This is a genomic window from Ensifer sp. EB106-05-01-XG146 (assembly GCF_058791875.1).
Genome location: NZ_JBYTDX010000002.1, coordinates 301,605 through 317,543 on the forward strand (window position 1 = coordinate 301,605; position 15,939 = coordinate 317,543).

The following is a 15,939-nucleotide window of genomic DNA, read 5'->3' on the forward strand; positions in this document are numbered from 1 at the left end:
CCCGTCAGATGCCGCTATCGGCGATGGGCGCCGTTGAGCTTCTTCTCCAGCCACAGGCTGTAGCGCGAACCGGAAAAGCAGATGGCGAAATAGACCAATGCCGCGAAGATATAGGCCTCGCTGTAAAAGCCGAGCCAGGCGGGATCGGTGGCCGAGGTCTTGGCGGCATTGAGCAGATCGTAGATGCCGATGACCGCAAGCAGCGAGGTGTTGAGCACGATGCCGATCGACAGGTTGACGATGGCCGGGATGACAGCTCGCAGCGCCTGCGGCAGCACCACCAGCCGGAGCATCTGGATCCGGCTGAGGCCAAGCGACAGCGCCGCCTCCTTCTGACCCGCCGGGATCACCTGCAATCCGGCGCGGATGATCTCGGCGAGGTAGGCCGAGAAGAACAGGGTGACGCCGATCTGCGCCCGAAGCAGCTTGTCGATGGCCGCGCCGCTCGGTAGCGCCATCGGCACGATCAGCATGGCGACATAGAGCACGGCGATCATCGGCACACCGCGCAGCACTTCGATGAAGGCAATGGCCAGGGAGCGCACGAGCCCCATGTCCGACTGGCGGGCAAGCGCCAGCAGCAGCGCGATCGGAAAGGCGAAGGCAAGGCCAGCGATCGAGACTGTGAGCGTGATCGGCAGCCCGCCCCAATGATTGGTCGAGACCGGTTCCAAGCCCGACGTCCCCGCCATCAGCAGCCAGATGCCGACGAGCGCCAGCAACCAGACCGGCACCAGGCGGAAGCTCCAGAAACGGGGAATGGCGGAGACGGTCAGGAGCGCAGCAATGAGGGCGATCACCAGCGCCGGGCGCCATTGCAGCGGCGGCGGGAAAAAGGCGAAGAGCATGAAACGAAACTTGGCGCCGACAAACGCCCAGCAGGCGCCCGCCGTTTCCGTGGCGCAATCGGCCGCGGTGCCGGTCCAGACGGCATCGATGACGGCCCAGCGGACAAAGGGAAGTGCAATCCAGAGGATTGCGGCGAGCGTCGCCAGCGTGACGAGGCCATTGGCCCAACCGTTGAAGAGGCCTTCACGCCAGCGGTGCCAGTCGGGCGCGACCGGCGGCGCAAGTTCGATCTGGCTCATCGTTTTCCTTCTCCGCGCAGAACGACGCGCCGGTTGTAGAGGTTCATGAGGGCCGAAACCGCAAGACTGATCGTCAGGTAGACGACGCCGATGATGATGATCGCTTCTAGAGCCTGACCGGTGGTGTTGGCCGTCGTGTTGGCGACGCTGACGAGATCGGGGTAACCAATTGCGACCGCGAGGCTCGAATTCTTGGTCAGATCGAGAAAGCTCGAAATCATCAGCGGCGTGATCACCCGAAGCGCCTGCGGCAGTACGACGAGGCGCATGATCTGCGCGGGCTTCAGCCCGAGTGCGCGAGCGGCTTCCCATTGACCCGATGCCACCGACTGGATGCCGCTGCGCACGATCTCGGAAATCGAAGCGGAGGCATTGACGACGAGGCCGATCAGCAGCGCGGCGAATTCCGGGGTCAGCGATAGGCCGCCGCGAATGTTGAAGCCGCCCTTGGCAGGCACTTCGACCGATGCGCTGAAGCCGAGGGATACGAGAGCGAAATAGAAGATTGCCAACGCGCCGAGTACGGTGCCGGCGGTTTTCGGCAGATAGAACGTCGCGCCCGCCAGCAGGCGCCTGGAAATGACGAGTGCCGCGAAGACGGTCAGGAGCACCGCGGGCAGCCATACGGAGGCCGGCAGGCCGTCGACCGAAAGCGAGGGCAGAAAGACGCCGCGATTGCTGAGGTAGACGCTGCCCAGAAACGTATAGGCGCCGCGCGGCGGCGGAAGCGCGCGGATGGTCGCACTCCAGAGAAACAGTTGCAGCAACAAAGGCGTGTTGCGCAGAAGCTCGACATAGCCATGGGCGAAGGTCGCTAGCAGCAGATTGCCGGACAGCCTGAAGATGCCGAGTGCGACACCGAGCACGGTTGCAAGCAGACATCCGACGAGCGCGACCTTGACGGTATTGGCGATGCCGGCGGCAAGCGCCCGGGCGTAGCTGTCGCCGGCCGCGTAAGGAAGAACGCTTTCGCCGATCTCGAAATTGGCCTGATGGGAGAGGAAGGCAAAGCCCGGCGTCAGTCCCATGCGGTGCATGCTCTCGGCGGTGTTCTGGCCGAGAAAGGCAAAGAGCAGCAGCACGCCGACAAAGAGCAGGCCTTGTTGCAAAGGCAGCGGCCCGATCCAGGACATGAGGCGCGAGACGGGTCCGGGCCCCGAAGGGCCCGGTTGGAGTTGGCGTGTCATGGGAAGGACCATGAACCGGCTCAACGGAACGGCGGCGAATAGAGCAGGCCGCCGGCCGTCCAGGGCTGGTTGTAGCCGCGCTCGAAGTTGAGCGGCGTGCCCTTGCCGACGTTGCGCTCGAAGATCTCGCCGTAGTTGCCGACGGTCTTGACGATGTTGTAGGCGAATTTCGGATCGAGGCCGATCGCTTCGCCGAGCGACGGATCGACGCCGAGGAAGCGCTTGATCGCCGGATCCTCGCTCGCAAGGAACGTGTCGACGTTCTCCTTGGTGATGCCAAACTCTTCGGCCTGGATCGTCGCGTAAACGGTCCAGTTGACGATTTCGAGCCACTGGTCGTCACCGGCGCGGATCGCCGGCGCCAAGGGCTCCTTCGACAGGCGCTCGGGCAGAAGCACGTAATCGTCGGGCTTGGAAAGCTGCGTGCGCTTGGCCGCAAGGTCGGTCGCGTCCTGGGTCAGGGCGTCGACGCGGCCCGAGTCGAGTGCCTTCAGGAACTCGCCGGTTTCCTCGATCGTGACCGGCGTGAAAGCCTTGCCGGTCTTGCGGAAGAAGTCGGCGATGTTGAGTTCGCCGGTCGTGCCGCTCTGGACGCCGATCGTCGCGCCGTCGAGTTCCTCGCCCTTGGCTACGCCAAGGTCCTTGCGCACCAGCAGTCCCTGGCCGTCGTAGAAGACGACGGGGCCGAAATGGAAGCCGAGCTTGAAGGCGCGGCTCACCGTCTGGGTGACGCCGGACAACAGGATGTCGAACTCGCCCGATTGCAGCGCCGGCAGACGCTGCTGCGGCGACGAGTTGGTGAACTCGACCTTCTCGGCATCGTTGAAGACGGTGATGGCGATGGCGCGGCCGAAATCGACGAAGAAGCCCTGCCAGCGGCCGTTGCTGTCGGGTGAGAAGAAGCCCGGCGTGGTGCCGACGCCGACCTTGATGACGCCGCGCGCCTTGATCTTGTCGAGCGTTTCGCCGGCAAGCGCCGAGGTGGCGATGAGGCCCGCCGCCAGCGCTGCCGTCGCGGCAAAGGCTTTTGTGAAAAGTTTTCGGTGAGTGGAAGTTCGCTGCATGAGGGTCCCCAAAGCCAAAAGAATGTCATTGCGCCACCGGGCGAAGCCGTTCGGACGTGAGTAAAAATTAAATCTATAGAAATTATATAATAGGTATTTTTGTGCGAAATTGGCGCGTGGCCCGAAACAGATTTCGCCGCCTCGTTTTTGCCGGGAACGTTTTTGACAAGAAGCCAGCGGTTGATGGCGGCGACCCCCGAAGGCGTCAATTTCATTCGCCCACGATCGATGGCCCGCAAGCTGCAGCGCGAACCTCCGGCTGCATATGCAGGCCTATGCCTCTTGTTGAGATCGGCGGAAGCTCCTAGGTTCCGCCCGTCGATTGGTTTATCTCCTTGGCGATGCAGCTTTTTGCGGGAAATTGGCGGGAACGGATGGGATGGGGCGCGCCGGTGTCGGTCGCCCTGCACCTCGTCGTAGCCCTTTTTCTTTTGTACGACCTGCCCTTCGAGCTGCCGACGCCGCCGAAGGAGCAGACCGTCAACATCGAGCTCGTTCCGCCGCCAGCAGAGGCGAAGGAGCCGAAGAAGGCCGAGCAGAAACAGGCAGAGCAGAAGAAGGCGGCGCCGAAAAAGGGCGAAGAGAAGAAGGCTGAACAGCCAAAGCCGCAGCCCAAACCCAAGCCCCAGCCGAAGGCAGACCCGAAGCCGCAACCCAAGCCGGCGCAGCAACTGCCGCAATCCTTCGCCTCGGCTATGGCCAAGACCAAGCAGGACAACAAGGAGGCAGAGCTTCCGCCGGCTGCGCGCGAGACGGAGAAAAAGACGGAGGCGTCCGACCCGGCAAAGGCGGTGGATGACAAGGCAAAGCCGGCGGATAAGCCGGCAACCGTGTCCTCGACCGAGAAAAAAGAACCGGTCAAGGAACCGAAACCCCCGTCAACGCTTGCCGTGCCTGCGAGAGCCACTGACAGCGCCACACAGAAGGCGGATGAAAAGGCAGCGGCGACGGTGGCAGAAGCCAAGCCTGAAGCAAAAGAAACGCCTGACGCCAAGCCGCAGACGGTCAAATCGGAAGACGGGACGGCAAAGGCAAAGCCGGCCGATGCTGCGGCAAAGGTCGAACTCAAGCCCGTTCCAAGCAAATTGACGAAAGCAAAAGAACTTTATTCTGCAAAGTCGATTGCCGATCCGCGGGTGAAACAGGCCCTGATCAACCTGCCGGTCAAGAGGCGGATCCTGCAACTGTGCAATCTCGAGGCGCTGGAGCAGATCCGCAGCCAGCGGCCGGATACCCCGCCCGAAGGACTGGTGCCCTTCGGGCCGCGGGGTGGCTTTATCGCCAAAAACCGTATGGACGCCAGCGGTGGGGCCTACCAGAACAAATCGAACTGGTACGACGTCGACTTCAATTGCGTCGTCAATGAAGATGCGACCGAAGTGACCTCCTTCAGCATTGCCATCGGTGGCGAAGTGCCGAAAGCTGCCTGGAAGGAGCGGCGGCTTCCGGGGAATTGATCCTTCCGACACGGATGGGGGCATGTCGTTGTCCTGACCAAACCCCATCCCGCAACAGCGCCCCACTGCGCCTGTTGCCGGACGTCACGGATCGCCGCGCTGCACCTAGAACATTCTTGCCTGCCGGACTCTTCCGAGCCCGGCAGGCGCGAGTGCGAGTTGCCACTCTCGCACCAAGCTGGCGCGGATGTTGTTACTCCGCCGGTTGAAGAGCCCGCTCGCGATAGACCGAAACCAGTGAGGTGCCGAGCATCGCGGCAACCGCCGCAAAGAGGAAGACGCCGGCCGGGCCCTGCAGTTCGACAAGGAGGCCGCCGAGGATCGCCCCGGTGGAAATGGCGATCTGGAAAGTGGTGAGCGTCGCCGCTCCAGCACCTTCGGCCTCATCACCGGCCGCACGGCTCAAGAACGACTGGACGCTGACCGGCAGGGCGCCGAAGGCGAAGCCCCAGGCGGCGGTCGCGACGATGGCGACGGTCGGCAGCGCGCCCGCCAGGGCCAGGACCAGCGTGGTGGCAGCGACGCCGGCGGCCGCCGACATCATCGAGAGCCGCGTGCTGCGTTCGGCGAGGAAGCCGCCGGCAATGTTACCGAAGAAGCCACCGATGCCGAAGGCGAGCAGGATCGCGGTTATCGCCTCGACGCCGAACTGCGGCACCTGTTCAAGGAACGGGCGGACATAGGTGAAGCCGGCAAAGTGACCGGTGACGACCAAGAGGATGGTCGCAAGGCCGAGCCGGATGGCCGGGCGTTTCAGGACGTTGAGGATCGTGTCGAGGCCGGTCGTCCCGACCGGCGGAAGCCGCGGAACCGTCAAAGCCTGGACGATGAAGGTGACGATCCCGACGGCGGCAGCAAGCAGGAAGGCGTAGCGCCACCCGAGCGTCGCGCCGATCCAGGCGCCGACAGGCGCGGCGCAGACGGTGGCGATCGACACGCCCGACATGATGATCGCCATCGCCCGCGGCATCAGCCGGCCAGGAACCAGCCGCATGGCAAGCGCCAGCGACAGCGCCCAGAAACCGCCAAGGCCGATGCCGAGGAGGAAACGGGCGGCAAGCAGCATCGGCAGGCTGGTTGCAAAGCCGGCGATCAGGCTTGAAACGATGAGAAGGGCGGTCAAGGTGAGAAGAACGTTCCGCCGGTCAAAGCGGCCGGTGTAAACGACGATCGCCGGGCCGGCGATGGCCGCGACCACGGCCGTCGTGGTGACCGACTGGCCGGCGGCGCCGACGGTGACGCCGAGATCGGCGGACATCGGCGTCAGCAGGCTTGCCGGCAGAAACTCTGCCGTGACCAGGCCGAAGACCCCGAGCGACAGGGAAACGACCGCCGCCCAAAGCGGCTTTTCCCGTTCATCCGCCTGTCCCGTGGGCTTGGCGACAATACCATCCATAATTTTCATCTCCATTGCATGTGGTGATGAAAATATGCATGGCCAATTGGAGTTTCTATGCTAGATAATCCAAAACACTGTGCCGTTTGTCCAAAGGTGAGATGTAAGATGAGCGATGCGCTGACCGAGATCCTGCGCGGCCTCAGGCTCGACGGTGTCGAATATGGGCGCTGCCAGCCCTGTGCGCCATGGGCGACCGCCTATCCCGAGCAGGAACCGGCACGATTTCATTTTCTCGCCTCCGGTTCCGCCCATCTGCAATCGCCTGACGGGTCGTGGATGGAGTTGACGCCTGGAGATGCCGTGCTGTTGCCGCGGGGCGACGCACATGTGCTTGCGAGCAAGCCCGGCCTGCCGACGATCTCGATCCGCGACCTGCCGAAACGGCAGCTTTGCGACGGGATCGTCGACGTGCAATGCCCAAACTCGGACAGCCAGAACCTTCTGTTTTTCGCGGTGATGCAATTCAACGTCGACCGCCTGCATCCGCTCTTGCAGCTGATGCCGTCGGTCATGCGTACCAGCGACCTTGCCAAGAGCGAGCCGTCGATCCCGTCGCTTCTCGATACCATGACGCGGGAGGCTGCGATGCAGCGCGTCGGTGCGGGTGGCATCCTGGCACGGCTTGCCGACGTGTTGACGGCCACGATCATCCGCGCCTGGGTGGAGCATGGCTGCGGCACGTCGACCGGCTGGCTGGCGGCCGTACGTCACCCGGAGGTCGGCCGCGTGCTTGCCGCCATTCACCTCGATCCGACCAAGGACTGGACCGTACCGGAACTGGCCAAGCTCATGGGTGCGTCGCGCTCCGGTTTCGCCCAGCGGTTCGCCGATACGGTCGGCGAGACACCGGCCCGCTACGTGGCACGCATGCGCATGCACCAGGCGCATCAGTGGCTGCGCGAGGGCAAACGGGTCGCCCATGTCGCCAACCGGCTCGGTTATGATTCCGAGGCGTCCTTCAGCCGCGCCTTCCGCAAGATCATGGGCGCGCCGCCGAGCCATTCACGAAACCTGATGCCCCCGTCCGAGCAGATCGCTTCGTGAACGACGCGGCTGGAGGACACTAAAGCGCGCCGCGATCTTTCAGATCCACTCCGTGCGCTTTAGGTGATTGATCTGTCGCATGTCGTAGTCGCAAAGCCGCTGCGCACTTTTGCGCGACATGCTCTAGAACCTGATGGCGAGATCGGCCCGGACGCCGTGATCGCGAGCCGTCGAGGCGATTTGCCCCTGATAGGCGATGCCAAGCGTTGCCGCCGGAGTGATGGCAAAATCGACGCCAGCCTCGATGAGGGCGCTGTCGCGCGCGATCGGTGCGCCGGCGACGGAAAAGGCGTCGCTGCCGGAAAACGCCTGAACGACGGCTGGTGTAACGTCGCCATAGGCGTGTCGCCAACCAATGAGGCTGCGGGCCGTCGCTTTTGCTGTTCCAAGATCGAAATCGGTGGCGAGCCGCAGGCCGAGCGTGGTGAAGGTCATGTCGTCGGAGCCGCCGCGCACAGACAGGGCCGCTGCGCCACCCTTCTCCGTGAAGCCGTCCGTATGCACGTTGACATAGGCGAGATTGGCAAAGGGCTCGAAGGAAAGACTGCCCGCCTGCAGGCCATAGCCGACTTCGCCGAACACTTGGGTGGTGCCACCGCGGTAATCGGCGGTCAGGCTGTCGACGACCGCCGGCGACAACACATTGCGGCTACTGTCGATTTCGCTCCACGTATAGGCAAGGCCGGAGCGGAACGACAGGGCGCCCCACTGCGTGCCGCCATAGACGCCGAGGTGATAGTTGTCGCTGGAGGCCGACGAACGGCGGTCGTCGACCTTGAAGCTCGACGAACTGTAGCCGGCGAGGAAACCGAGCCTCCAGTCATCGTAAACGAGGCCGTCCAGACCGGCGACGAGGCCGCCGGTGGAACGCGATAACTCGGCGGCGTTGCCGTCGCTATCCGTATGGCCCCAGGCGCCGAAGGCCGAGCCCCAGGCCCCCGACTGCCCCGTGGCCGCGGTCGACCCGGTCGTGAGGTCATCGGTGGCCACGATCAGCCGCGCCTTCGCGCCGACCGTTTCGAAGGTTGAGCGTAGCCGGTCGTTCATCTGGTTGCCGATCACCTGGCTGTTCTCGATCAGGCCGGTCACGGTCGAGCCATAGACTTCGCCGGGCAGCTGACCGAAAAGATCGGCGGCGGTGCCGGCATCAAGGGTCACCGCGAGATCATGCAGCGATCGGCCAAGGCCGAGGCGCTCGATCGCTCGAGCAGCGGCTGCCCCGTTGGGGGTTGCCGTAATATCCGCGAAGGCGACGCCGTTGCGGGCGACATCGAGATAGACGGTGGTCGGGTCGTAGGCGAGCGAGAGATCGAGGAACGCGTAACAGCCGCAATCGTCCTCGAAGCGGCCCGTCACGCCACCGGCTGCGGAGAGGATGGTGTGGCGGCCATCACCCTTGTAGTTTTCCGGGGGCACCTTGACGTCGACCACCCCGGCGACTGCCGCGGTACCGGTGACGTCCAGTCGGCTTGTGCCGTCAGGCGCATCGAGATGGACGAGCAAGCCCGCTCCCGCTCTCTGGCGATAGTCACCTTCGACGGTGAGAGTCCCACCGTCCCGACCCCAACCTGCTATCACGGCACCCGCATTGTCTAAGTTGCCGTGGATCACGCCATTGCCGGAGAGGGTGCCTTTTTCGCCGACGAAGCTGTCTGAGGCGACGCTACCGCTGATCGCCAGCACACCACCGTCTACGCGCGTGTCGCCTTGATATGTATTGTACCCGTGCAGCATTAGCACGCCATCGCCTGATTTGATCAGGCCACCTTGGCCCGTGATGTCGTTCGACCAGCTGCTCTGGCCGTCGGGGACGCCCGCGTGAAAATCGCCCCAGTCGAACTTGCCCGGGCCACGCACCGCCCTGCCGGCGCTGACGAGGCCATAGCCGAAGATTGCGTCAACGCCCGGATCACCGGAATCGGTCGCCGTCCCCAGCAAGACCTGCCGCACCTGGTGCATCGTCATGTAAGGAAAAGCCTGTGCAACCAAGGCTGCCGTGCCCGCAACGAAAGGGGCCGCAAGCGACGTGCCGGTTTTCCTGGAGTAGCCGCCGCCGGGCGTTGCGACCATGATGTTGCCCTCCGGGTTGGCCCATACCCATTCGCCTTTCTCTTCGTCCCATCGCTCGACATCGTCGCCCCCAGGTGCTGCGAGGCACCAATTCATGCTGAGACCGCATCGGTTTGACCAATTGGCTATGCGCGAGGGGCCGGTCGCAACGACGGCCAGAAAGCCTGGCTCCAGTTCCGGAAACAGGTATGGCGCGCCTGCCAACAACGAGGACTCTGTTCCGCCCGCATTACCGCTTGCGAAGATCAGGAGCGCCCCCTGGGATGCCGCATAGCGATAGGCGGAGAGATTGCCCGGCATTTCTGCTTCAAACTGTTCGGCAGACAATTCGCCTGCGAACCCACCGCCGTAGCTGTTGTTGATGATCCGCACGCCCTGATCTACCAGCGTCCGAATGCCATAATTGGTCGCATCGAAATCGACATAGCCCGGCTTGTCCGACGCCCCCACGGCGACGATCGTTGCGCCGGGGGCGATACCATGCATGCCGACCCCGTCGCGATTGGCGGCAATGACAGAGGAAACCATGGTGCCGTGGCCCTCGGCGACCGAATTCCACGGCTTGTCCGGGTTGAATGTAATGCCTTCCGCATAGCGCCCGGCAAATTCCGGATGCGTGATGTCGAGGCCGCTGTCGACCACGCCGACCTTGATGCCGCTGCCGTCGTAACCCAGCATGTAGGCATACTCTGCATGGATCGCCGCCAGTCCCCATTGTGTATTGAATTCCGGCGTGCGCCAGGTCACCGGATCGCCGGGGTCGCCACCTTCTGCGGCAGGTGCGGCAGATGACAAGGCGGTCGATAGCATCAGCGTGGTAAGGTGGATGGCGGTGCGGAAATTCTTGTTCAAGGCAGTCCCCAATGGCCGGCGACGTGGCGCGGGGCGCGCAAGACGTTGAAAGGACATGGAGTTCACGACGCGGGCCGCGCGAAACTATCCTTGGCAACCGTCCGACGAAATACGGCAGTTGCCGTATTTCGTCGGACTGCTGGTCGCATGGCGGGAGGTGTGGTTCGTCGCGCTTGCTGATCGTGACTGCATGCCGTGTCTGCGATCGAACGGCGTTCTGACGCGCGGCCCGTTGGCACATAAAGGCTATTTGCGTCACCGCGCTCAGTGATCCCACGAGATTGGTGGATAGTCAGAAAGGGCGGTGAATCCCATCCACCGCCCCTCCTCTTTGTTTCACTGTGCCGGCTGGCTCTCGGCCGGAAGCACGGCCGCAGGCGAACCGGGCGCGGGCTGCACGGTGCTTTCCACCGGTGGCACCGGCGAGCGCGTGCGCAGCGTCTCGGCGCGATGGCGGCCGACCGAAACCCAGAACAGCGCGACGAGGGCGGCAATCGTCACGGTCACGGTGACATAGCGGATCCAGGTCGGGGCGTGGCCGCCGGGGTCGATGTGCTTCTCGTCGATCTCGCGCTTGCGGGTGATCGCGGCCGAATAGAAGACGATCGTCGAGATCACGAAGATCAGCGACCAGCGCGTCTGCTCGCCATCGGAACCGATCAGCGCAACGAGGCTGTAAATCGCGGCCGCCAGGCCGATGATGACGTACCAGTTGTAGGTGCTTGCCGGCATCTTCTTATAGCCGAGCACCTTGATGGAGATCGCCGAGTAGATATAGGGCAGCAGCGTCATGATCACTGCGATCGAGGCGATCTTGCCGAACTGCTCGCTGGCGGTCGGCGACATCGTGGCGAAGACCTGCACGGTCATGATCACGGCAACGATCGCAAGGCCGGCCGAGGGCACGCCCTTGGAATTGACCTTGGCGAAGATCGAGCCGAAGAGGCCGTCATCGGCGGCGGCCTTTGCCGTCTGACCGACGAGCAGCGTCCAGCCTGCAAGCGAGCCCAGGCAGCCGAGTGCGGCGCAGATCGCAACGACGGCACCTGCGGTATCGCCGAGCGCCAACCGCGCGGCGTCTGCGAAAGGTGCCGAAGACGCGATCAGCTCCTTGTTCGGGATCATGCCCATGATCACCGTCGACGACAGGATATAGGCAACGGCCGCGAGAACGACGCCGCCGACGGTTGCGATCGGCACGTTGCGCTGCGGGTCGCGCACGACGCCCGCCGAGACCGACGCGCTTTCGACACCGATGAAGGCCCAGAGCGTGAAGTTGAGCGTCGCCATGATCGCCGCCCAGCTGTCCTTGCCCGATACGTTCCAGCCCTCGGAGAAGGTCGCCGGCGAGAACCAGAACCAGCCGAAAATTGCCATGCCGAGGATCGGCACCAGGGCGAAGGAGGTGGTGAAGGATTGCAGCCGCCCGACCACGTTCGGCCCGAGAATGTTGGCGTAGGTGAAGAACCAGATGAGCGCCACCTGCGCCAGCGCCGAGACGAGCGGATCGCGCAGCATCGGGAAGAAGGCGGTGAGGTAACCGAGACCGGCGACCGCCAGACCGACGTTACCCACGACGTTGGCGAGCCAGTAGATGAGGTTCGTCTGGTAGCCCATGTAGTCGCCGAAGGCCTTGCGCGTATAGGCGTAGGGTCCGCCGGCGGCGGGGTCGATCGCTGCCAGCTTGGCGAAGGTCAAAGCCAGCGCGATCGCGCCGGCAATCGTGATCAGCCATCCGAAGACGGCGATGGAGCCGACTGCGGCAAGGTTTGCCGGCAGCATGAAGACGCCGGAGCCCATCATGTTGCCCGCGACCATCAGGGTCGCGGGCACGAGGCCGATCTTGGCGGATTCCGCGACGCCCGCGGATGTGGTTTTGGAAGCCGTATCGACAGCAGCCATTGTTCTCGCTCCTGAAGCCGGGTCAGCGGGTCAACACATAGACGCGATAGAGGCCGTCCTCGACCTCGACCCCGTGCGTGTCATGGGTGAAGCCCGGGAACCGGAGATCATAGGCCTCCAGCGCCTTGAGGTAGCCGAGGGCTGGACCATCGGCGGGCCCAGCGTTTTCGCCCGGCATGAGAAGCGGGATGCCGGGCGGATAGGGCACGACGCCCGTTGCGACCGTGCGGCCGGCCAGATGGTCGAGCGTCACCTGTTCCACCTCGCCGCGCACCAGCCGCTCGTAGGCGCGCACCGGGCTCAGGTCCGGATGTGGCAGGACAGAGAAGCCGGCGGCCATGGAGGCGGTGGTCTTCAGCTGGTCCATTGCCTGGAACATTGTGTCGGCGAGATCCTTGAGACCCATGCCGGCGTAACGTTCCGGGTGGTCCTCGATCAGCGACGGGATGGCCACTTCGAGCGTGAGGTTGGCGTCGTAGTCGCGCTTGAAGTCGCAAAGCGCGCTGACAAGCGAGCCCCATTTGCCCTTGGTGATGCCGAGCGAGAAGAGGAAGAGGATGGTGAAGTCGGTCGTCTTCTCGACAACGATGCCGCGGGCATCGAGATAGGCGGTGACGAGGCTTGCGGGGATGCCCACCGGCATCAGCCCGCCGCCGGGCGCAACACCCGGTGTGACGATCGAGACCTTGATCGGATCGAGCATGCAATAGCCGTCCTCGATCTCGCCGAAGCCGTGCCACGCTGCCCCGGGCTTCAGCACCCAGCAGGACGGATCGGTCGCGAGGGATTCCGGCGAGGCTTCATGGAAGGAGCTTGTGCGGCCGGTTTTCGGGTCGCGCACCGTATCCGGCTGCCAGCAATCGAAGAACCAGTCGCCGCGCTCTGCCGCGTCGTTGGCCAGCCGCGACATCATCAGGCGGAACGCCACGGCTTCCTCGATCGACTCGTTGGTGAGCGCCGCGCCGCCGGGCCCGTCCATCATCGCCGCCGAGACGTCGTTCGAGGCAATGATCGCGTAGTTCGGCGAGGTCGAGGCGTGCATCATGAACGTCTCGTTGAAAATGCCATGCGGGATCGGCTTGCGGCCGTCGCGTACGTGAATGAAGGACGCCTGAGAAAGGGCCGCCAGCAGCTTGTGCGTCGACTGGGTGGCAAATACCGTCGGCTTGTCGGCCGTATGCGCCTTCGGATCACCGTGCATTGCGTGGCGGTCGCGATAGATCGGGTTGAAGCGGGCGTAGCCGTACCAGGCCTCGTCGAAATGCAGGCGGTCGACGCTGGCTCCGAGCAGTTCCTCGACGCGGGTCACGTTGTAGCAAAGACCGTCATAGGTCGAGTTGGTGATGATGGCGTGCTTTGGCTCCTTGTCCGAAAGGTCCGCGGCAAGCGGGTTCTGGTCGATCGCCTTGCGGATCGCGACCGCGGTCAGCCGTTCCGGCGGGATCGGCCCGATGATGCCGTAGTGGTTCCGGGTCGGCACCAGATAGGTCGGCACGGCGCCCGACATGGTCATCGCGTGTTCGGCCGACTTGTGGCAATTGCGGTCGCACAGCGCGATCTGGTCGCGGCTGACGCTCGCCATCAGGATGACGCGGTTGGAGGTCGAGGAGCCGTTGGTGACGTGATAGCTGCGGTGCGAGCCGAAGACGCGGGCAGCGTATTTTTCACTGGCGCCGATCGGGCCGGAATGGTCGAGCAGAGATCCGAGTTCACCGACCGAGATCGAGAGATCCGAGCGCAGCAGCGGTTCGCCGAAGAACTCGAAGAAGGCGCGGCCGGGCGGCGACTTCAGGAAACCCGTGCCGCCGGTGTGTCCGGGCGTGTGCCAGGAATATTCGTGCACTTGGGAGAACTGGGCGAGCGCCTTGAACATCGGCGGCAGCACGGTCGAACGATAGCGCTCGATTGCCGCCTGGATGCGGCCGCCGACGAAATCCATCGTGTCTTCGAGCATCCAGACGAAATCGTCGACCTTCGCCATGATATCGGCCGGAACCGACGAGGCGACGCTGCGGTCGGCGAGCAGCAGCAGCGGAACGGTGCCGTTGCGCTTGCGCAGCGCTTCGACGACGCCGATCGATTGTTCGTGGCCGTCCGACCCGAGATCCCAGTCGACCAATACGCATTGGAGAGCGGGGTCCGACCGGATCACCGCGATGCCATCATCGGCGCTTTCCGCGGTGACTACTTCGATCTGGCGGCGTTCGAGTTCTGCGATCAGCGACCGGACGGCGCGGCCTGCAGCACTTTCCTCGCTGATCTCGTCGTCAAGAACGAGTGCTTTCATGCCGAGACGGCGGTGACCCCTGTTTAACATGCTCATATCCAATCCTCTCTCTAGTTCGGTGCTAGGTGCAGGTGGGGGTATCCTTTTTGACGTCAGCCAGTGGACGGCTCCTTCCTTTCGACTGACAGGTAGACGGGCAGTGCCACGAGCAGCAGCAGCAGGCACCAGAGGCCCGCCTGAGGTCCGCTGCCGTAGACCGTCCAAAGCGAAAAGATGAAAGCGACCAGGGCATAAGGCTTGTAGGGGCCAAGGCGGAAGCCGCCCCATTCCCCGTCGCGCGGACGTGTGAGTGCCAGGAACAGCGCGCCCTCGACGAGGCTGCAGAAGACGTAAGGCACCATGGCTGCGGTGGTCGAAAGGTCGACGGCGAACCTATAGACGACCATCAGTCCCGACACGCCCGAGGTCTGCAGAACGAGGCCGAAGCAAGTAGCATCGACAGGACGATACCCCACTGCGGCACGCCACGGCTGGAAAGGCGCCCGAAAACTGGAGGGAACAGCCCATCGCGGGCCGCTGCCATCGGGACCTGAGCCATCAGCAGCGTCCAGCCGTTGAGCGCGCCAATCGACGAAAGAACGACGGCGGCCGCAACCAGCGTGCTCCCCCACCAGCCCCACATCACGAAGGCCGCATCGGAGAAGGGAGCGGCGGAACGCGCAAGCGTTTCGCGCGGGACCGTGCCCATGACCACGAGCGTGCCGAGAATGAAGATCAGGCCGCAGCAGAGCGTGCCGAGCACGGTCGCCCGCGGGATCGTGCGTTTCGGATCGTCGACATCGCCGGCCGGAACGGTGGCAGACTCGATGCCGAGAAAGGCGAACATCGTCAACGGTGCGGTCGCGGAGATCAGGCCGAGCATGGACAGCCCGCTCGGGTTGATGGGTATCAGGTTCTGCGGCTCGATCCAGAAGAGGCCGAGAAGCGCGATCGCGATGAAGGGAAGGAGTTTCAATCCGACGGTCACGATCTGGAAACGCCCGGCGCTCCTGACGCCGAACATGTTGATGGCGGCAACCAGCCACATGGCGGCGAGCGAAACCGCCGTGAAGCCGCCCGGCATATGCTGAAGGTTCGGGAAGAACACGCCGAGATAACCGGTGAAGGCCATGGCGATCGCCGGCAGCGACGCCCAGATCGAGATCCAGTAGGCCCAGGCGACCAGAAAGCCGGCAAACGCACCGAAAGCCATGCGACTGTAGGCGTAGGGGCCGCCGGTCGCGGGCCTGACGCCTGCGAGCCGCGCAAACACAAGGCCGAGGCACATGGCGGCAACCGCCATGCCGACCCAGCCGACGAGGGCTGCGGCGCCGTAGGGCGCGAGTGCGGCGGGAGAGAGATAGAAGCCGGAGCCGATGATGTTGCCGACGACGAGCGCGGAGCAAGCCCAGATGCCGAGGCTCGGCCGTGTCGCCATTTCGGGCGTCGTCTGCTGAGACCTGCCTGAGGTTGCATCAAGCGGCTTCGTCATGGATGGGAGGCTCCCTTGCCAAAGACGAGGCGAACTTATGAACTGTTTCTTATGGTTGCAACTGCTTTATTTCACTCGACTATCAGTCGCCGCGCTGACCCATGGGCCCATGCGGAAA

General features: G+C 63.9%; 11 protein-coding genes. 2 read left to right on the plus strand and 9 right to left on the minus strand.

Annotation, left to right across the window (positions count from 1 at the left end; all coding sequences use genetic code 11):
• Positions 1–14 precede the first annotated feature (14 nt).
• The 3 genes from AC3WVQ_RS21560 to AC3WVQ_RS21570 all read right to left on the minus strand — a co-directional run bounded on the left by AC3WVQ_RS21560 (position 15) and on the right by AC3WVQ_RS21570 (position 3,339).
• Positions 15–1,088 carry an amino acid ABC transporter permease gene (locus tag AC3WVQ_RS21560; RefSeq protein ID WP_034790167.1) on the minus strand — a complete coding sequence of 358 codons (1,074 nt, stop codon included), beginning with the start codon at positions 1,086–1,088 and terminating at the stop codon, positions 15–17.
• Entirely contained in the window at positions 1,085–2,221 is a 1,137-nt protein-coding gene (locus tag AC3WVQ_RS21565; RefSeq protein WP_457578583.1) for an amino acid ABC transporter permease, read from the minus strand. Before AC3WVQ_RS21565 ends, AC3WVQ_RS21560 begins: the two co-directional genes overlap by 4 nt.
• Positions 2,222–2,295: 74 nt before the next feature.
• Complete coding sequence (locus AC3WVQ_RS21570; protein WP_034790164.1) at positions 2,296–3,339, minus strand: amino acid ABC transporter substrate-binding protein; 1,044 nt, start codon at positions 3,337–3,339, stop codon at positions 2,296–2,298.
• A 374-nt stretch (positions 3,340–3,713) separates the two neighbouring features.
• On the opposite strand from AC3WVQ_RS21570, the gene AC3WVQ_RS21575 reads away from it, so the two are divergent.
• Positions 3,714–4,796 carry a DUF930 domain-containing protein gene (locus tag AC3WVQ_RS21575; RefSeq protein ID WP_492382961.1) on the plus strand — a complete coding sequence of 361 codons (1,083 nt, stop codon included), beginning with the start codon at positions 3,714–3,716 and terminating at the stop codon, positions 4,794–4,796.
• A gap of 193 nt (positions 4,797–4,989) precedes the next feature.
• Here AC3WVQ_RS21575 and AC3WVQ_RS21580 read toward each other — a convergent pair whose 3' ends face one another.
• Positions 4,990–6,192 (minus strand): MFS transporter, encoded by a 1,203-nt coding sequence (locus tag AC3WVQ_RS21580; RefSeq protein ID WP_252160818.1) that lies wholly within the window; start codon positions 6,190–6,192, stop codon positions 4,990–4,992.
• 108 nt (positions 6,193–6,300) lie between these two features.
• Here AC3WVQ_RS21580 and AC3WVQ_RS21585 point away from each other — a divergent pair, with 108 nt between their 5' ends.
• The gene (locus AC3WVQ_RS21585; RefSeq protein WP_112975361.1) at positions 6,301–7,239 is read left to right on the plus strand and encodes an AraC family transcriptional regulator; all 939 of its coding nucleotides are present in this window, start codon (positions 6,301–6,303) and stop codon (positions 7,237–7,239) included.
• 123 nt (positions 7,240–7,362) lie between these two features.
• Here the strand turns inward: AC3WVQ_RS21585 and AC3WVQ_RS21590 are convergent, their stop codons facing one another.
• The 5 genes from AC3WVQ_RS21590 to AC3WVQ_RS21610 all read right to left on the minus strand — a co-directional run bounded on the left by AC3WVQ_RS21590 (position 7,363) and on the right by AC3WVQ_RS21610 (position 15,821).
• The gene (locus AC3WVQ_RS21590) at positions 7,363–10,161 is read right to left on the minus strand and encodes an autotransporter domain-containing protein (protein WP_492382962.1); all 2,799 of its coding nucleotides are present in this window, start codon (positions 10,159–10,161) and stop codon (positions 7,363–7,365) included.
• A 336-nt stretch (positions 10,162–10,497) separates the two neighbouring features.
• Entirely contained in the window at positions 10,498–12,063 is a 1,566-nt protein-coding gene (gene adiC / locus AC3WVQ_RS21595; protein WP_435383557.1) for an arginine/agmatine antiporter, read from the minus strand.
• 22 nt (positions 12,064–12,085) lie between these two features.
• A complete protein-coding gene (locus AC3WVQ_RS21600; protein WP_246713228.1) occupies positions 12,086–14,380 on the minus strand; it encodes an Orn/Lys/Arg family decarboxylase in 2,295 nt (764 codons plus the stop codon).
• A 62-nt stretch (positions 14,381–14,442) separates the two neighbouring features.
• Positions 14,443–14,736: a hypothetical protein gene (locus tag AC3WVQ_RS21605; RefSeq protein WP_435383556.1), complete on the minus strand. Its 294-nt coding sequence runs from the start codon at positions 14,734–14,736 to the stop codon at positions 14,443–14,445.
• A complete protein-coding gene (locus AC3WVQ_RS21610) occupies positions 14,736–15,821 on the minus strand; it encodes an amino acid permease (protein ID WP_435383555.1) in 1,086 nt (361 codons plus the stop codon). The genes AC3WVQ_RS21605 and AC3WVQ_RS21610 overlap by 1 nt, the downstream gene beginning before the upstream one ends.
• Positions 15,822–15,939: the final 118 nt, after the last annotated feature.